This window comes from Ramlibacter ginsenosidimutans, from assembly GCF_016654015.1.
In the GTDB taxonomy this organism is placed as follows: Bacteria; Pseudomonadota; Gammaproteobacteria; order Burkholderiales; family Burkholderiaceae_C; genus Ramlibacter; species Ramlibacter ginsenosidimutans.
In genome coordinates, this window is sequence record NZ_JAEPWM010000001.1 from 871,754 (window position 1) to 889,078 (window position 17,325).

Genomic DNA, 17,325 nt, shown 5'->3' on the forward strand with positions numbered 1-17,325 from the left:
CGAGCGCAATGCTGCGAGCGCCGAGGTCGCGCTGCATGCATGCGAAGAGTCGCCAGCCGCACACGGGCCGAAAAAAAGCCGCCCGAAGGCGGCTTTTCAAGTTTCTTGTTTCCTGCAGCGGCCTTGCGGCCGCTTCGAAAATCAGAAGCTGTGGCGAATGCCCAGGTCGAAGCCGGTGCTCGAGGCGTTGGCCACGCCATTGATGCCCTGCGGCAGCGACTGGGAGATCGGCAGCGCGGCGCCGTCCTTGTTCTTCAGGTGAGCGTACGTGGCGTACAGGGCCGTGCGCTTGGACAGGTTGTGCACGTAGCCGAGGGCCCACTGGTCAGCCTTGGGCTCGTTCGCGCCGGTGTTGTCCAGCTTGGAGGCGCCGTAGGAGATGCGCACTTCGCCGGCGCCGACGGGGATCAGGCCGCCGATCAGCCAGGACTTCAGGTCGGGTTCGGTACCACCGCCGACGTCCACCTTGGTGTTGTCATACATGGCGAGGAGCTTGGCCATGCCGAAGTCCCACTGGCCACCGATGTTCCAGGTCTTGACGCCGGGCGTGCCGACAGCAGCCGGGTTGCCGGCCTTGACCTTGCCGACAGCGACAGCGACGTTGAACGGGCCAGCGGCGTAGCCGAGGCGGCCGCCCCAGTACTCACCGAAGTTGTCCTGGGTGCGCTCGTCGAACGCGTAGCTGGCCTGGCCGTAGAAGCCGCCCAGGTTCGCGGGCAGGAAGTACTGCACCATGTTGTCCGAACGGACAGCGTCCACGGCGACGGACGCGCCAGGCGTGCCACCAGCGGCGGCGACGGCGGCGCCGGTCTTGGCCTTCAGGGTGATGTTGGTGCCCACGCCGTTCGTGCCGAACGGATCGAACACGGTCAGGTTCCAGAAGGTCGGGACATAGTCACGGCCCAGGCGCAGTTCACCGAAGTTGCCCGACAGGCTGACGGTGGAACGACGCTGCCAGGTCTGACCGGCGGCGTTGCCGTTGTCAGGAGCCAGCGAACCTTCCAGCCAGAAGGAAGCAGCCAGGCCGCCACCCAGGTCTTCCGTGCCACGGAAGCCAAGGCGCGCGCTGTTGTAGCCGGAGTTGGTCAGCACGTTCAGGTGGCTGCCGCCATTCACGCTGTAGTGCGCGTAGTTGACGTCGACGATACCGAACAGGGTGACCGACGACTGGGCGGAAGCCACACCAGCGGCAGCCAGCGCGGCCAGCGCAATCAGGGACTTTTTCATGCAAGTTTCTCCAAGGTTAAACATAGGGCTCCGGTGCGTATGGGTCTTCGATTGCAGGCACGCTCGCGTTCCCACCGGATCCCCGGGCCAACCTCCTTTTGGGAAGTTGTTGCTATTCCACCAGAGCGCCTCGGCGTGGGCAAAGTATTTAGCCCGTAAAGACGCGTTTCGTTGCGACGGGCCAACATGACTGCCAAAGCTGAGTGGAACCGGCGCAACAGAGATTCGTTTCATTTCGCATACCAAAAAGCGCAACGTGCACATCCCACGGCGATGCGCGCGCGCCCCGAGCGCGATAGGGGCTCGTAAACTCAGGCGATGGACCGCTTCCTCGGCGCCTGCGACCAGGCGCTTCGCACCCTCTTTGCCAAGCCGCGCGGCACGCGTGCGTGTCCGGTGGTTCCAGCGGAGGCGACGCACCTCGGGGCGCAGGAGCGCAGCCACGCGGCCGCCCTCATGCGCGTGAACCACGTGGGTGAAATCTGCGCGCAGGCGCTCTACACGGCGCAGGCGCTGGCGACGCGCGACGATGCACTGCGCGCTTCCATGGAACGCGCCGCGCGCGAAGAGACGGACCACCTCGCGTGGACGCAGGCGCGGCTGGACGAACTCGGCGCGCGGCCTTCCGTGTTGAACCCGCTCTGGTATGCGGGCGCTTTCGCGATCGGACTGGTCGCCGGACGCCTGGGCGATCGCGTGAGCCTGGGTTTCATCGTCGAGACCGAGCGGCAGGTGGAAGCGCACCTGCAGGGGCATCTCGATCGCCTGCCCGCGGGGGACCACGCGTCGCGCGCCATCGTCGCGCAGATGAAGGCCGATGAAGCCGCGCACGCGGACCAGGCGCAGGCGGCCGGCGCGGTGAACCTGCCGGCACCCGTCAAGGCCGCCATGCGTGCCGCGGCCAAGGTGATGACCACCACGGCGCACTACATCTGAACCGGGCCTCTCAGGCTGCGTCCTGGCCCGCCCGGTCGTCTTCGATCAGATCGAAGCTGGTCGTCATCTCCGCCGTCTTGGCGAGCATCGCACTCGCCGAGCAGTACTTCTCGTGGCTCATGGCGATGGCGCGCTCCACGGCGGGCGCCTGCAGCTTGCGGCCGCGGACGGTGAAGTGCATGTGGATCTTCGTGAACACCTTCGGGTCGCTCGTCGCGCGTTCCGCCGTAAGCTGCACGGAGCAGCCCCGGACGTCGTGGCGGCCCCGCTTCAGGATCAGCACCACGTCGTAGGCGGTGCACCCGCCGGTGCCCGCGAGCACCGTCTCCATCGGCCGGGGCGCCAGGTTGCGGCCGCCGTTTTCCGGGCGCGCTTCATCGGGCGCACCGTCCATGGCAAGCACGTGGCCACTGCCGGTCTCCGCCACGAATCCCATCCCCGATCGCGTGCCGGCAGCACCGGTCCACGTCACTGTGCATTCCATCTTTCGTCCTCGTTCTGTCACCACCCTGACGTCGCGTGCCACGAATGCGACACCACCGCGGGCAGGGCTTGTGCAATGCAGCAAAGAGCCCGCTATACTGCCCTCACAGCATAGCGATTCCGCTACGCACCCACCGGTAGCCGCACCTCGCGCGGGCCGGCCGCACCAGTTGTCTCCTCCACCCTCCTTTGGTGGATTTAGCCTCCGGCTCGCAAGAACCGGAGGCTTTTTTCTTACTTCGGAGCCGCCACGGCGGCGCTCCTTATGATTGCCGGGTCATGAAAAAACACCTGCAGCCGGAGGACTACCTCAAGAAGATCCTCACGGCGCGCGTCTACGACGTGGCGGTCGAGTCCGCGCTCGAGCCTGCCCGCAACCTCAGCCGTCGCCTGCACAACAAGGTGCTCCTCAAGCGCGAGGACCAGCAGCCGGTCTTCAGCTTCAAGCTGCGCGGCGCCTACAACAAGATGGCGCACCTCACGCCCGAGCAGCTGCAGCGCGGCGTGATCTGCGCCTCGGCCGGCAACCACGCGCAGGGCGTGGCGCTGGCCGCGCACAAGATGGGCGCGCGGGCGGTGATCGTGATGCCGATCACCACGCCGCAGGTGAAGGTCGAAGCGGTGAAGGCGCTCGGCGGCGAGGTCGTGCTGCACGGCGACAGCTATTCCGATGCCGCGGAACACGCCAACGCCTTGTGCGAGCGCGACCAGCTCACCTTCGTGCATCCCTTCGATGATCCGGACGTGATCGCCGGCCAGGGCACGATCGCCATGGAGATCCTGCGCCAGCACCAGGGCCCGCTCGACGCCGTTTTCGTCGCCATCGGCGGCGGCGGCCTGATCTCCGGCGTGGCCAGCTACATCAAGTCGGTGCGACCCGAGGTGAAGGTGATCGGGGTGCAGATGAGCGATTCGGACGCCATGGCGCGCTCGGTCGCCGCCAGGAAGCGCGTGACGCTGGGCGACGTGGGCCTGTTTTCGGACGGAACGGCGGTGAAGCTGGTCGGCGAGGAGACCTTCCGCATCGCCAGCCAGCTGGTCGACGAGTTCATGCTGGTCGACACCGACGCCGTCTGCGCCGCGATCAAGGACGTCTTCGTCGACACGCGCAGCATCGTGGAGCCGGCGGGTGCGCTGGCGGTCGCCGCGATCAAGCAGTACGTGGCCGAACACCGCACGCGCGGCGAGACCTATGCGGCCATCCTGTGCGGCGCGAACATGAATTTCGACCGCCTGCGCTTCGTCGCCGAGCGCGCCGAGGTCGGCGAGGAACGGGAGGCCCTGTTCGCCGTGACGATCCCCGAGGAACGCGGCAGCTTCCGGCGCTTCTGCGAGTTGATAGGCACGCTGCCCGGCGGCCCGCGCAACGTCACCGAGTTCAACTACCGCATCAGCGACGCGCAGCAGGCCCACGTGTTCGTCGGCCTCACCACGCACGGCAAGGGCGAGTCGGCGCGCATCGCGGCCAACTTCACGCGGCACGGCTTCGAGGCGCTGGACCTCACGCACGACGAGCTCGCCAAGGAGCACATCCGCCACATGGTCGGCGGGCCGTCGCCGCTGGCCGGCGACGAGCGCCTGCTGCGCTTCATCTTTCCGGAGCGGCCCGGCGCGCTGATGAAATTCCTCTCGAACATGCGGCCCAACTGGAACATCTCGCTGTTCCACTACCGCAACCAGGGCGCGGACTACGGTCGCATCCTGGTCGGCCTGCAGGTGCCCAAGAGCGAAGACAAGGCCTTCCAGGCCTTCCTCGACGCGCTCGGCTATCCCTGCGTGGAAGAGACCGGGAACCCCGTGTACCGGCTGTTCCTGCGCGCCCCTGGCGCGTCCGCCGGCTAACCGCCCCGAGCGCGCGGCGAGAGCACGGGCGCCGTGCCGGGCGGGACGGTGGGCGCGTTGGAGGCCGCAGGCGTGGGCTCGCTGGCTGGCGCGGCGAGGGACGGAGCGGCCGGTGCTTCAGCCGGCGGGGCGAAGACTGGAGCGGCCGGCGCGGAGAACGCCGGGGCCGCGGGCGCGGACCCGGTCGCGGTCGTGCCGGCCTGCACGGACTCCATCTTCAGCGCCGGCACTTGCAGCACCACCAGCGGTTCGTTGCGCCCCGGCGCGCCCAGCTCGGCCTCGCGGCCGTGGACGGCCTGCAGCACGATGCCTTCTTCCAGCGTGGCGCCGACGCGATAGGACCGCGCCGGCTTGCCGTCGACGGAGATCACGGCCGCACCGCGGCCCGAGTGCGCGCCGGCCGCGACGCCTAGCAGCTGGAAGCGGCTGGCGAGGCTGGGCGCCGTCATCGGCGCGCCGGTGGCGGCCGGTGTGCCGCCGAGCAAGCGCGCGAGCGCGGCCGGGTCCACCGCCGCGACCTGGCGCGCGGGCGACGGCGGCACCGTGACGGCGTAAGGGTTGCCGCTGAGCTTGAGACCCCACGCCACGGCGCTGGCCCCGGCGAGCGCCCAGAGCGCGAAGCTCGCGCCACGCACGGTCCAGGCAGCCGGAATGGAAGTCAACATGGGGCGATTATCATGGAACCGATGCGATCGATCCCCTCCTCCCGCCGCCGAGCGCGCGGCTTCACGCTCATCGAACTGATGGTGGTGCTGGTCATCATCGGTGTGCTCGCGGCCCTCATCGTCCCCAACGTGCTGGAACGCGCGGAAGACGCGCGGGTCACCGCCGCCCGCACCGACGTCAACAACCTGATGCAGGCGCTCAAGCTGTACAAGCTCGACAACCAGCGCTACCCCACGAGCGAACAGGGCCTGCAGTCGCTGGTGACCAAGCCGACCGCCCCGCCCACCCCGCCCAACTGGAAACCTTACCTGGACAAGCTGCCCACGGATCCCTGGGGCCACCCCTATCAGTACCTCAACCCCGGCGTGAAGGGCGAGGTCGATGTGATGTCCTTCGGCGCCGACGGCCAGTCGGGTGGCGAGGGCAAGAATGCGGACATCGGCTCCTGGCAATAAGCGCCGCCGCGGCCTGCGCGCCGCCGGCTTCACGCTGATCGAGCTGCTGGTCGTGGTCGCGATCATCGCGATCGCCTCGGCCGGCGTGGCCTTCGCCCTGCGCGACGGCAGCAGCGCTTCGCTGGACCGCGAGGCGCAACGCCTGAGCGCGCTGCTCGAATCGGCGCGGGCCCGCTCGCGCCTGAGCGGGCAACCGGTGCGCTGGGTCGCCGACGAACACGGCTTCCATTTCGAAGGCCTGCCCCGCGAAGCGCTGCCGCACGAATGGCTGCAGGACGACACGCAGGTGGTCGGCGGGCGCGTGCTGGTGCTGGGCCCCGATCCCGTGATCGGGCCGCAGTCCGTGGTGCTGGCCAGCGCAGACCACCCCGACCACGCCGTGCGCGTCGCCACCGACGGCCTGCGTCCCTTCGCCGTCAGCACGGAGCAGCCATGAGCCCGCCGGGCCGTCCCAAGGGCGAATACCGCAGTGCGCAGCACGAAGGTACTGCAATGAGACCGGTGCGCACTCCCCGCCGGCGCAGCCGCGGCTTCACCCTCGTGGAGGTGCTGGTCGCCCTGGGCATCGTCGCGATCGCGCTCGTTGCCGGCCTCAAGGCGAGTGCCGCGCTCACCAGCAACGCGCAGCGGCAGTCGGACGTGCTGCTCGCCCACATGTGCGCGGAAAACGAACTGGTGCGCATCAAGCTCTCGCGGCAGCTGCCTTCCGTGGGCGACAGCGACCAGGCCTGCGAGGAGGCCGGACAGGCGTTCCTCGTGCGCCTGAAGGTCTCGCCGACGCCGAACCCCAACTTCCGCCGCGTCGACGCGCAGGTCTTCGCAGGCCCTTATTCCGTCCTGCGTCTGTCCACGGTGATGGGGCGCTACTGATGATGCGGCGCGCACGCGGCTTCACGCTGGTCGAACTGCTGGTCGCCCTGTTCGTCCTGGCCTTGCTCGCGGCTCTCAGCTGGCGCGGGCTGGACGGCATGATGAAGGCGCGCCAGCAGACCGAAGCCCACTCCGACCAGGTGCTGGCCTTGCAGACGGGGCTGGCTCAATGGACCGCCGACCTCGATGCGATCACCACGTTTCCGCCCACACCCGGGCTGCAGTGGAACGGCCGCGTGCTGCGCCTGACCCGCCACAGCAGCATGGCTGCGGGCGACGGCATTCGCGTCGTCGGCTGGGCGCTGCGCGACGGGCAGTGGCGCCGCTGGGAATCCAACCCGATCACCACCCGCGGCGAGCTGGATGGCGCGTGGGCCGAGGCCGACCGATGGGCGCAGGCCCCGAGCGACGCGATGCGCCAGCACGAAGTGGCGATCACGCCGCTGGCGGACTGGCAGGTCTTCTACTTCCGCGAGAACGCCTGGACCAATCCGCAGTCGACCGATGCGGGCAGCTCCGGTGCACTCGCCGGCACCGGCATGGACAGCAGCACCACGGCGGCGGTCGTGTCGAAGACGACTGCCGCCACGCCATCGGCCGGCACCCTGCCCGACGGCGTTCGCCTGATCCTGCAGATCCCGCCGGGACAGGCCTTGTCGGGACAACTGCTGCGCGACTGGATGCGCCCGACGCTCACGCCATGAAGCTGCATCGACGCCAAGCCGGGGCCGCGCTGCTCGTGGCCATGCTCACGGTCACGCTGGTGGCGAGCTTCGCCGCAGCCGCGCTGTGGCGCCAGTGGCGCAGCGTGGAAATCGAGACCGCGGACCGCAGCCGCGTGCAGGCGGGCTGGATCCTCACCGGCGCGCTCGACTGGGCCCGGCTGATCCTGCGCGAGGACTTCAACTCGGACCGCACCGACTACCTGTCGGAGCCCTGGGCGGTGCCGCTGAAGGAAGCACGCCTGTCCACCTTCCTCGCCGCCGACCAGAACAACACGATGGACGCGGCGGCCAGCGACGCGGATGACGTGTTCCTGTCGGGCGAAATCACCGACCAGCAGGCCAAGCTCAACCTCGCGTGCCTGGTCCAGGCCGGCTCGATCAACCAGGCCTGGATGCTGACCTTCGGCCGGCTGTTCGACGTGCTCGGGCTGCCGCAGACGGAGCTCGCGAAGCTGGCCGAGAACCTGCGCTTTGCCGCCGACATCAGCGTCGACAACCGCAACGCCTCGCTCGCGCCCTTGATGCCGCAGCGCATCGAGCAGCTCGCCTGGCTGGGCGTGCCCAAGGACGTGATCGTGGCGCTTGCGCCCTACGTGACCATCCTGCCTTCGGCCTCCACGCGGGTGAACCTGAACACCGCGCCGGCCGAAGTGATCTACGCGGTGGGCCGCGACCTCAGCCTGGCCGATGCGAAGACGCTGGTGACCGCGCGCGAGCAGCAACACTTCCGCGCGATCACCGACCCGGCGAAGATCGTGCAGGCCGCCAGGTTCGACGCCACCGGGGCGTCGGTCGACACGAACTACTTCGAGGTGCGCGGCCGGCTGCGCATGGATGGCGACGTCGTGGTCGAGGAGCGCTCGCTGGTCCAGCGCAACGGCCGCTCCGTGCTCACCCTGCAGCGCGAGCGCACGGCCTTCCAGGGCCTGCCTGCCGCTGCGAACACGAATCCCCCTTGATCGCCGCCCGCCCACCGCAACGCCCACCCGCACCTACAATCCGCCGCAGTCCATGAGTACGCTTGTCGTTTCACTGCCTGCTGGCCCGGTCACCGGTGCGACCGAATGGGGTTTCGCCCTGACCGAGGACGGCCGCACGCCGGCCGACCACGGTCGCGCTCCCGCCGCCCTGCTGCCCGTCCCGCGCGGCGCGGGCGCGGAGATCGTGGCCTTGCTGCCGGTGGAGGCCGTGTCCTGGCATCGCGTCGAGCTGCCCAAGGGCCTGGCGCCCGGCACGCCGCGACTGCGCGCCGCCCTCGAAGGCCTGCTGGAAGAGCAGTTGCTGGACGACCCTGATGCCGTGCATCTCGCGCTGGAGCCCGGCGCGCGCGGCGGCGCGCCGGCCTGGGTCGCGGCTTGCGACCGTGCGTGGTTGCGCCAGGCCCTGCAAGCACTGGAAGGCGCGGGCCGCACGGTGACGCGCATCGTGCCCGAGTTCGCACCGGAAGGTCCGCTGGCCTTCTCCGCCATCGGCGAACCGGAGCACGCCACGCTCGTGGCCAGCAGCGACGAAGGCGTGCTCGCCCTGCCCCTGGCCGCGAGCGCCCTGTCCTTGCTGCCCGCCGCGCCCGAAGACACGCCGCGCTTCACGGAGCCGGCCGTGGCGGCGCTTGCGGAACAAGTGATCCCGCGTCCGTGGACCCTGCAGCAGGCAGCGCAGCGCTGGGTGCTGTCCGCGCGCACCCGCTGGGACCTGGCGCAATTCGATTTCGCCAGCTCGTCGCGCGCCCGGGCGATGAAGAAGCTCGCCACCGGCTGGACCGAAGTGCTGCGCAGCCCGGCCTGGCGGCCGGCGCGCTGGGGCGCCGTGCTGCTGGTGCTGGTCAATGTCGTGGGCGTGAACGCACTCGCGTGGAAGGAGCGCGCGAGCCTCGACAGCCAGCGCGAGACGGTGAGCCGGACGCTGCGTGACACCTTCCCGCAGGTGCGCGTGGTCGTCGATGCGCCGGTGCAGATGGAACGCGAAGTCGCGACGCTGCGCCAGCAGACGGGGGCGGCCTCCCCGCGCGACCTCGATGCGTTGCTGGGCGCGCTCGCCGTCGCCGTGCCGCCGGGCCGCGCACCCACCGGGCTGGAATACAGCAGCGGGCAATTACGCGCCTCCGGCCTGTCCTTGACGGCCGACGAACTGCGCAACGTCTCCACGCAGTTGCACGCACTTGGCTACAGCGCGAGCGCCGACGGGCCCGTGCTGCTGGTGGCCGCGGAGGACGCGCGATGAACCGGCAGGCCGCCTTCGCGTGGTGGAACGGCCTCGCGCCGCGCGAGCGGGCGCTCGTGGCGGGCGCCACCGGGCTCGTGCTGCTCGCGCTGCTCTGGTGGGTTGCGCTGGGCCCGGCGATCTCCACCCTGCGTGCCGCAGACGCGCAGCACCGGGCGCTGGACGCACAGGTCGCGCACATGCAGCGCCTGCAGGCGCAGGCCAAGGCCATGCAGTCGCTGCCTCGCCAGAACCCGGACGAGGCCATGCGGCAACTGGAAGCGGCGGTTCGCCAGCAGCTCGGCGCGAATGCGCGCTACAGCAACGTCGGCGACCGCGTGACCGTCACGCTGGCCAACGTGCCGGCCGGTGCGCTGGCGCAGTGGCTCGCACAGGTGCGCACCAACGCGCGCGCGATTCCCGGCGAAGCCCACCTCACGCGCAACGCGGGAGGCGGCTGGGACGGCAGCGTCGTGCTCGCGCTGCCCGCACGCTGATCCGCGCGGTGGTGGCCCGCGTCCCGCGCCTCTCCCGCCGCACCGCCCGTGCAGGCCCCTGGGCCTGGTCCGCGGCCGGCGCCGCGCTGGGCATCCTGTTCGCGCTGATCGTGTTCGCGCCGGCGCGCTGGCTTGCCGGTGGCATCGCGCAGCTCACGCACGGCGAAGTGCTGCTGGCCGACCCGCGCGGCACGGTCTGGGGCGGCTCGGGCCGCCTCGTGCTCAGCGGTGGCCGCGGCAGCACGGATGCGGCCGCACTGCCCGGACCCATCTCCTGGTCCATGCGGCCCCGGTGGGACGGCGTCGCGGCGCGCGTGCAGGCGGACTGCTGCACGACCCAGCCCCTGTCGGTGCGCGCGCAGTGGCGGCTGGCCGGCTTGCGCGTGCAGGTCGGCGACGGCGCATCGCACTGGCCCGCCGCTGTCCTTTCGGGCCTCGGCACGCCCTGGAACACATTGCAACTGGACGGTGAAGTCGCCCTCTCCACGCGAGGCCTTTCAGTAGAATGGGTCGAAGGCCGGCCCCGCATCGAAGGGCGCGCCGAGTTGGTGGCGCAACGCGTCGCGTCCCGCCTGTCTACCCTGAGACCCATGGGCAGTTATCGCATCACCTTGCAAGGCGGCACGCAGGCAAGCCTGCGGCTGGAAACGCTGGAGGGCAGCCTCCGGCTGGCGGGCTCCGGCGAGTGGGTCGGCGGACGCCTGCGCTTCCAGGGGGAAGCGACGGCCGTGCCGGGCAGCGAAGCCGCCCTGGCCAATCTCCTGAACATCATCGGTCGCCGCAGCGGCGACCGCTCGCTCATCTCCATCGGCTGAGACCGGGACCCCTAGCGCATGAATTACCGTTTCGCCGCCGCCTCGCTCGCCCTCGCCGTGCTCCTGGGCACGGTGCCGGTGCTCACGCAGGCGCAGCGCGCCAGCGAGCCGATCACGCTCAATTTCGTGAACGCCGACATCGATGCCGTGGCCCGCACCATGGCCGCGATCACCGGCCGCAACATCGTCGTCGACCCGCGCGTCAAGGGCACCATCACGCTGTCGACCGACCGGCCCGTGCCGCCGGCCACCGCGTTCAACCAGTTCGTGGCCACGTTGCGCCTGTCCGGGTTCGCCGTCGTCGATGCCGGCGGCCTGCTGAAGGTCGTGCCCGAGGCCGAAGCCAAGCTGCAAAGCGGCGCTGTCTCCGTCGACAGCACCATGGCCGGCGGCAACCAGATCGTCACGCAGATCTTCCGCCTGAACTTCGAGCACGCGGCCAACCTCGTGCCTATCCTGCGGCCGCTGATCAGCCCGAACAACACCATCAACGTGAACCCGGGCAACAACTCCCTGGTGATCACCGACTACGCCGACAACCTGCGGCGCATCGCCCGCATCATCGCCGCGCTCGACGTGGCGAACGCCACCGACGTCCAGGTGATCAACCTGCAGCACGCGGTAGCCATGGACCTCGCGCCTATCGTGCAGCGGCTGGTCGACGCGTCCGGCCCCGGCGGGACGCCCGGCGCGCCGGGGCAGGCCGGCGCCGGCCAGACGGACACCGCGTTCCGCACGACCGTGATCGCGGAGCCCCGCAGCAATTCGCTGCTGGTGCGCGCCGCCAATCCGGCGCGCCTGAACCTGGTGCGCTCCATCGTCGAACGCCTGGACATCGCCGAGATGGGCGAGGCTGCGGGCAACGTGCACGTGGTGTACCTGCGCAATGCCGACGCGACCAAGCTCGCCATCGTGCTGCGCGCGGCGCTCACCAGCCTGAGCTCGAATCCCGCCAATGCCGGGGCCACCGTGGCGGGCGGCAGTCCGGCCGCGGGCACGCCGCAGGTGACCAGCAACATCAGCAGCGCCGGCAGCACGGGGATGAGCAGTGCCGCCAACGTGCCCGTCGCGCCTTCGGCCCAGCCCACCACCGGCGGCCAGATCCAGGCCGATCCCGCCACCAACTCCCTGATCATCACCGCGGCCGAACCGCAGTACCGGCAGCTGCGCGCCGTGATCGACCAGCTCGACGGCCGCCGCGCCCAGGTGCTGGTGGAAAGCCTGATCGTGGAAGTGAACCAGGACAAGGCCGCCGAATTCGGCGTGCAGTGGCAGACGCTCCTGAACAGCGTCACCGACCCGCTGGTCGGCGTGCTGGGCTCGAACTTCACCATAGGCGGGACCAACATCATCGGCCTGGCCACCGGCGCGACCAACACCACCAATCCCGTGACGCCGTCCCCGGGCCTGAACTTCGGCCTGGTGCGCAACATCAACGGCAAGCACGTGCTGAGCGCGCTGGCGCGCTTCTTCGACAGCACCGGCGACGGCAACGTGCTGTCGACGCCGACGCTGCTCACGCTGGACAACGAGGAAGCCAAGATCGTCATCGGCCAGAACGTGCCCTTCATCACGGGCCAGTTCACCAACACGGGCACCTCCAACAGCTCGGTGAACCCGTTCCAGACCATCGAGCGCAAGGACGTGGGCATCACGCTGCGGGTGAAGCCGCAGATCAACGACAACGGCACGGTGCGCCTGACCATCTACCAGGAAGCGTCCTCCGTCCAGGCCGGCACCGAGAACAACCTGAACGGCCCGACGACGAACACGCGCGTGATCGAGTCCAACGTGCTGGTGAACGACGGCGCCGTGGTGGTGCTGGGCGGCCTGCTGCAGGACCAGTACTCGGGCAACCAGCAGAAGGTGCCCGGCCTCGGCGACCTGCCGGGACTCGGCGCGCTGTTCAAGACCGAGACCCGCTCGCGCAACAAGACCAACCTGATGGTGTTCCTGCGGCCGGTGATCGTGCGCGACACGACCGACAGCGACGCCCTTTCGATCGACCGCTACAACCTGATGCGGGCCAAGCAGCAGAACACGCAGCCGGCGCCCAGCGCCTTGCTGAACTACGTCGATACCGCGCCGATCGCTCCGGAGATCGCCGCACCGCCGCCCGGCAATCCCAAGTTCAACTCGCCCTTCATCCCGGCGCCCGCGACCACGGCGCCGAGCGTGCGCTAGCCGCGATGCGCTACCCATTGCCTTACGCGTTCGCGCGGACGCAGCAACTGCTGCTGGAGGACGATGGCGAGCAGCTGGTGCTCTGGCATGCCGGCGCACCCGCCGCGGCCTGGAGCGAAGTGCTGCGCAAGTACCCGGTGCGCAGCCTGCAGCAACTGGACGCCCCGGCGCTGGCGCAGCGCATCTCCGCCGCCTACGCACAGGGCGAGTCGAGCGCAGCCACGGTGGTCAGCGAAGTGCAGAACGACGCCGACCTCACGCGCATGATGCAGGAACTGCCCGCGGTGGAAGACCTGCTGGAGGCGAGCGACGACGCCCCCATCATCCGCATGCTCAATGCGCTGCTCACGCAGGCGGCGCGCGACGGAGCCAGCGACATCCACATCGAGCCCTACGAGCGGCACTCCAGCGTGCGCTTCCGCGTGGACGGCGCGCTGCGCGAGGTGGTGCAACCCAACCGCGCGCTGCATGCCGCGCTCATCTCGCGCCTGAAGATCATGGCGGAGCTGGACATCTCCGAGAAGCGCCTGCCGCAGGACGGCCGCATCTCGTTGCGCATCGGCACGCGCGCGGTGGACGTGCGCGTGTCCACCCTGCCCAGCGCGCACGGCGAGCGGGCCGTGCTGCGCCTGCTGGACAAGAGCGAGAGCCGCATCAGCCTGGAGTCCGTGGGCATGACCGGCACGACGCTGGAGCGCTTCCTCACGCTGATCGGCCAGCCGCACGGGATCATCCTGGTGACGGGCCCGACCGGCTCGGGCAAGACCACCACCTTGTATGCGGCGCTCAGCCGGCTCGATGCCGGGACCAGCAACATCATGACGGTGGAGGACCCGATCGAGTACGAGCTGCCCGGCATCGGGCAGACGCAGGTCAACCCCAAGATCGACCTCGACTTCGCCAAGGCCCTGCGGGCGATCCTGCGCCAGGACCCCGACGTGATCATGATCGGCGAGATCCGCGACTACGAGACCGCGCAGATCGCCATCCAGGCCTCGCTCACCGGCCACCTCGTGCTCGCGACGCTGCACACCAACGACGCCGCGAGCGCGGTCACGCGCCTCACCGACATGGGCGTCGAGCCTTTCCTGCTCAGCTCCTCGGTGCTCGGCGTGCTGGCCCAGCGCCTCGTGCGCAAGCTGTGCGCGTACTGCAAGGAAGAAGGCCAGGGTGTGGCGCGCGGCTGCGAACACTGCGGCTACACGGGCTACCAGGGCCGCACCGGCATCTTCGAGCTGATGCTGGCCGACGAACGCATCCGCGGCCTGATCCACAACCGCGCCTCCGAGGCCGAGATCCGCGAAGCGGCTCTCGCGCACGGCATGCGCCTGATGCGCGACGACGGCGACCGGCTGGTGCGCGAAGGCATCACCTCCCGCGAGGAAGTGCTGCGCGTCACGCGCGACTAGGCGCGGGGCGTCTTCGGTCGCTTGCCGGACAGGCCGCCCGATCGCTGGGGTTCGCTTTGCTCACCGCCAGCCTACGAAATCCGGTCAGCGGGGTGGAGGCCGGGCGCGCAGGCTGGCGGTGAGCCGCAGGCGAACCCCAGCGGCATCCAGAACGAATGGAAACGCTCTCGGGCCGCCGCCCCGGAACTCTGGCGCCGCGTTCGCATCAGCCATCCAGTCAGTAGCGCGGTTTCCGCGTGCGCGGGACTGCCGGCTCCATGAGCTGACTGAGCTATTGCGCGGACTGGAACTTGGGACTGACAGTGGGGGACCTAGGCCCTGCTTCCCATTCACCTAATTGCCTACTCGACTGTAGTGGCCCAATACGACGGTCGAGCAGGAGAACAATCATCGGGATGCCGTCTCAAACGGGGCGGCCAGCGTTAGCGAACATGAAGTGCATCGACGAAGGAAGACACAGCGAGGCGTCCCGCGTGGTGAGCCGGCGCCTGCTGTGGTCGCACTACGGAAGGCCGACCGCCTGGTTGCTCCTCCTCGTGGGCGCGTGCACGCTCGTCGTCATCAAGTCGGCTGAAGTGCGCCAGGAGTTCTCGTGTGGCGAGGCGCGCGACGCGCACGCCGTTCCGGCGCCGCATCGCGACGTCGGTCCGGAAGAATTCCAGCGGCGCGCGGGCGATCTTCCGCGCAGAAGCTGCTAACGGGTCGCGCCTAAACGCGCTCCAGCGCCCGCTCCGGCTCGTGCCGCGGCTCGGGCTCCCGCACCGGCGCCTGCGGTCCGCGCTCCTCCTCGATCGGCGGCACCTGGGGCGCTTGCGGCGACTGTGGCTGTTGCTGCTGTTGCTGCATGCGCGGGGCGCGCGCCTGGGCTTGCTGCTGTTGCTGCGCCTGCAGCCGGGCGCTCGCCGCCAGCGGCCGGAACTTCGCCTTGAACATCACCATGGCGCGCTCCTTCAATCCGGTTGCTGGACGAAGTCGGTGTGGCCGCCCACGCCCGGCTGCGGATGCTCGTTCGTGCCGGACTGGTTCGGCACCAGTTCGCGCGGGTCGTCGTCCGCCTTCGGCTTGGGTTGGGGAATGGTCCCGCGCTCCGGCTGGGGATGTGCGAGCCCGTGGTCGATGGGGGTGCGGTCTTCAGGCATGGCAGCGATCCTTCCTTGCCTGAATGGTGCGCCGGGGCCCTGGCGCGAGCGCTAGGCGCGCAGCCCCGCCGGGCCTAGTCCGGCCTCGCGGGCCGCTGTCAGCTCCTGACTACAGCCGCTCAGCAGTCGAGAAGATCGGCCAGGTGCAGCAAGTCGCGGCTGTGCAGGTCGTTGCCAGCTTGCGGCGCAACGTCCTTCGGATGCGCGGGGCCGAACTCCAGCGGACGTACCACGTACGCGGTGCGCAGCCCGCAGGCACGCGCGGCGGCGAGGTCATCGTGGTGGGCGGCGACCAGCATCACGCGATCGGGCGGCACGTCGAACACGCGCGCGACACCCAGGTAGGTCGCGGGATCGGGCTTGTAGGCCCGGAACACTTCCGCCGACAGCACGCAATCCCAGGGCAGTCCGGCCCGCTTCGCCATGCGCGTGAGCAGGCCCAGGTTGCCGTTCGAGAGCGTGCACAGGAGGTACTTGCGTTTCAGCCGCTGCAGGCCGGCGACGGCGTCGGGCCACGGATCGAGCCGGTGCCAGACGCGATTGAGCTCGCGCCGCTCCTCCTCGCCCAGCCGCTCCAGGCCGAACTGCGGCAGGATCGCGTCGAGGATCATGCGGTGCAGGTCGTCGATGAGGGTCCAGCCCAGTTCGCCGGACATCACGCGCACCATCGCCGGCTTGTAGCCCGCGCGCCAGGCGAGCGCGAAGGCGTCGCCGTCCACCTGCGGGTAGCGGCGTCCCAGCTCCCGCACGATGCTGCCGTGCCAGTCGACCACGGTGCCGAAGATATCGAAGGCCAGCACCTCCACCGCGGGAACAATTGGGGCCTGCGCGTCGTTCATGCATTGAGTGTAGGCTGGGCACGCGCGCCCGGCGCGCAGGGGGTCGGATGAACGCAAGCGCGGAAACCAGGGCACGCTGGCTCTTTGCCGGCGTCCTGCTGCTGGTCGCCCTGGGGCTGGCCGGCTGGCTCGTGGCCGACAGGGTTCGCTATCGCACCTACGAGCTGCGCACGACGGACGCGGTGTCCGGGCTCATTCCGGGTGCACCGGTGGAATTCCACGGCGTCGAAGTGGGGAAGGTCCGTTCGGTGGAGCTGCTGCAACCGCGGCTCGTGCGCGTGCTGGTGCAGGTGGGCCGCAACGTGCCGGTGTCCTCGGCGACGGTTGCGACCATCACCGGCCGCGGACTGGCGACGCGCGGCTTCACCGGCTACGTGGTCGTGAGCCTCGAAGACAGCGGCAGCGCGGGGCAGCCGCTCGCGCGCGCACCGGACAGCGACTATCCCCTGCTCGCGTCGGCGCCTGCCAGCAACGTGAACCTGGACACCACGATGCACGCCCTGAACGAGACGGTGCAGTCGGTCACCGGGCTGCTGCAGTCCACCCTGGACCCGCCCACCGTCGCGGCCATGAAGGAATCGCTGGCCAGCCTGGAGAAGGTGACCCGGACGCTGTCGGCCAACAACGACCGGCTGCAAGCCATCATCGCCAACACCGAGCGCGCGAGCCAGCAGGTGCAGCCGCTGCTGCAGTCGAGCAACGAGGCAGCGCGCACGCTCCAGGGCGAGCTGCTGCCGCGGCTGCAGGACAGCGTGGTGCGCATCGACCGGCTCGCCGCCAGCAGCGAGCAGGCGAGCATGCGCATCGAGCCGCTGCTGCTCGCCAGCCAGGACACCGTCCGGGTGCTGCAGACGCAGATCCTGCCGCAGGCGCAGCACACGCTCACGCGCCTGGACCAGCTCTCGACGTCGCTGGGAGAGACCGCCGGTCGCGTGCGCCGCAATCCCGCGCTGCTGGTGCGCGGCGGCGCGCCCGAAGCGCCGGGGCCGGGCGAAAGCCCATGAGCCCGCCGGGCCGCCCCAAGGGCGAATACCGTAGT

Annotated in this window: 20 protein-coding genes; 14 read left to right on the top strand and 6 right to left on the bottom strand. The window is 69.9% G+C overall.

What is annotated here, in order from left to right:
* Positions 1-141: 141 nt before the first annotated feature.
* Complete coding sequence (locus JJB11_RS04320; protein WP_201166655.1) at positions 142-1,227, bottom strand: porin; 1,086 nt, start codon at positions 1,225-1,227, stop codon at positions 142-144.
* A gap of 318 nt (positions 1,228-1,545) precedes the next feature.
* On the opposite strand from JJB11_RS04320, the gene coq7 reads away from it, so the two are divergent.
* Positions 1,546-2,163: a 2-polyprenyl-3-methyl-6-methoxy-1,4-benzoquinone monooxygenase gene (coq7, locus tag JJB11_RS04325; RefSeq protein ID WP_201166656.1), complete on the top strand. Its 618-nt coding sequence runs from the start codon at positions 1,546-1,548 to the stop codon at positions 2,161-2,163.
* Positions 2,164-2,173: 10 nt separating this feature from the next.
* Here coq7 and JJB11_RS04330 read toward each other — a convergent pair whose 3' ends face one another.
* Entirely contained in the window at positions 2,174-2,647 is a 474-nt protein-coding gene (locus tag JJB11_RS04330) for an OsmC family protein (RefSeq protein WP_201166657.1), read from the bottom strand.
* Between the two features lie 278 nt (positions 2,648-2,925).
* Between JJB11_RS04330 and ilvA the strand changes: the two genes are divergently transcribed.
* Complete coding sequence (gene ilvA, locus JJB11_RS04335; protein WP_201166658.1) at positions 2,926-4,488, top strand: threonine ammonia-lyase, biosynthetic; 1,563 nt, start codon at positions 2,926-2,928, stop codon at positions 4,486-4,488.
* Here the strand turns inward: ilvA and JJB11_RS25900 are convergent.
* Positions 4,485-5,153, bottom strand: coding sequence for a type II secretion system protein N (locus JJB11_RS25900; protein WP_201166659.1), 669 nt, complete (start codon positions 5,151-5,153; stop codon positions 4,485-4,487). The genes ilvA and JJB11_RS25900 overlap by 4 nt on opposite strands.
* Before the next feature lie 21 nt (positions 5,154-5,174).
* Here JJB11_RS25900 and gspG point away from each other — a divergent pair, with 21 nt between their 5' ends.
* The 11 genes from gspG (at position 5,175) to JJB11_RS04395 (ending at position 15,006) form a co-directional block, all read left to right on the top strand.
* The gene (gene gspG, locus JJB11_RS04345) at positions 5,175-5,609 is read left to right on the top strand and encodes a type II secretion system major pseudopilin GspG (RefSeq protein WP_201166660.1); all 435 of its coding nucleotides are present in this window, start codon (positions 5,175-5,177) and stop codon (positions 5,607-5,609) included.
* Positions 5,584-6,045 carry a pilus assembly FimT family protein gene (locus JJB11_RS04350; protein ID WP_201166661.1) on the top strand — a complete coding sequence of 154 codons (462 nt, stop codon included), beginning with the start codon at positions 5,584-5,586 and terminating at the stop codon, positions 6,043-6,045. Before gspG ends, JJB11_RS04350 begins: the two co-directional genes overlap by 26 nt.
* Positions 6,046-6,101: 56 nt before the next feature.
* The gene (gspI, locus tag JJB11_RS04355) at positions 6,102-6,479 is read left to right on the top strand and encodes a type II secretion system minor pseudopilin GspI (protein WP_201167042.1); all 378 of its coding nucleotides are present in this window, start codon (positions 6,102-6,104) and stop codon (positions 6,477-6,479) included.
* A complete protein-coding gene (locus JJB11_RS04360; protein ID WP_201964589.1) occupies positions 6,479-7,183 on the top strand; it encodes a prepilin-type N-terminal cleavage/methylation domain-containing protein in 705 nt (234 codons plus the stop codon). Before gspI ends, JJB11_RS04360 begins: the two co-directional genes overlap by 1 nt.
* On the top strand, positions 7,180-8,163 hold the full coding sequence (gspK, locus tag JJB11_RS04365; RefSeq protein ID WP_201166662.1) for a type II secretion system minor pseudopilin GspK: 984 nt from the start codon (positions 7,180-7,182) through the stop codon (positions 8,161-8,163). Before JJB11_RS04360 ends, gspK begins: the two co-directional genes overlap by 4 nt.
* 52 nt (positions 8,164-8,215) lie before the next feature.
* Positions 8,216-9,424, top strand: a complete 1,209-nt coding sequence (gene gspL / locus JJB11_RS04370; protein ID WP_201166663.1) for a type II secretion system protein GspL — start codon at positions 8,216-8,218, stop codon at positions 9,422-9,424.
* Positions 9,421-9,900, top strand: coding sequence for a type II secretion system protein GspM (gene gspM, locus JJB11_RS04375; protein WP_201166664.1), 480 nt, complete (start codon positions 9,421-9,423; stop codon positions 9,898-9,900). Before gspL ends, gspM begins: the two co-directional genes overlap by 4 nt.
* A gap of 11 nt (positions 9,901-9,911) precedes the next feature.
* Positions 9,912-10,715 (top strand): type II secretion system protein N, encoded by an 804-nt coding sequence (gene gspN, locus JJB11_RS04380; protein WP_201166665.1) that lies wholly within the window; start codon positions 9,912-9,914, stop codon positions 10,713-10,715.
* 18 nt (positions 10,716-10,733) lie between these two features.
* A complete protein-coding gene (gene gspD, locus JJB11_RS04385) occupies positions 10,734-12,899 on the top strand; it encodes a type II secretion system secretin GspD (protein ID WP_201166666.1) in 2,166 nt (721 codons plus the stop codon).
* Between the two features lie 5 nt (positions 12,900-12,904).
* The gene (gene gspE / locus JJB11_RS04390; protein ID WP_201166667.1) at positions 12,905-14,308 is read left to right on the top strand and encodes a type II secretion system ATPase GspE; all 1,404 of its coding nucleotides are present in this window, start codon (positions 12,905-12,907) and stop codon (positions 14,306-14,308) included.
* Positions 14,309-14,739: 431 nt separating this feature from the next.
* The gene (locus JJB11_RS04395) at positions 14,740-15,006 is read left to right on the top strand and encodes a hypothetical protein (protein WP_201166668.1); all 267 of its coding nucleotides are present in this window, start codon (positions 14,740-14,742) and stop codon (positions 15,004-15,006) included.
* A 10-nt stretch (positions 15,007-15,016) separates the two neighbouring features.
* On the opposite strand, the gene JJB11_RS04400 is transcribed toward JJB11_RS04395, so the two are convergent.
* The 3 genes from JJB11_RS04400 to JJB11_RS04410 form a co-directional block, all read right to left on the bottom strand.
* Entirely contained in the window at positions 15,017-15,247 is a 231-nt protein-coding gene (locus JJB11_RS04400; RefSeq protein ID WP_201166669.1) for a hypothetical protein, read from the bottom strand.
* Between the two features lie 11 nt (positions 15,248-15,258).
* Positions 15,259-15,447: a hypothetical protein gene (locus JJB11_RS04405; protein WP_201166670.1), complete on the bottom strand. Its 189-nt coding sequence runs from the start codon at positions 15,445-15,447 to the stop codon at positions 15,259-15,261.
* A gap of 119 nt (positions 15,448-15,566) precedes the next feature.
* Positions 15,567-16,286 (bottom strand): haloacid dehalogenase type II, encoded by a 720-nt coding sequence (locus tag JJB11_RS04410; RefSeq protein WP_201166671.1) that lies wholly within the window; start codon positions 16,284-16,286, stop codon positions 15,567-15,569.
* Between the two features lie 47 nt (positions 16,287-16,333).
* Here JJB11_RS04410 and JJB11_RS04415 point away from each other — a divergent pair, with 47 nt between their 5' ends.
* Positions 16,334-17,290 carry an MlaD family protein gene (locus JJB11_RS04415; RefSeq protein ID WP_201166672.1) on the top strand — a complete coding sequence of 319 codons (957 nt, stop codon included), beginning with the start codon at positions 16,334-16,336 and terminating at the stop codon, positions 17,288-17,290.
* Positions 17,291-17,325 lie beyond the last annotated feature (35 nt).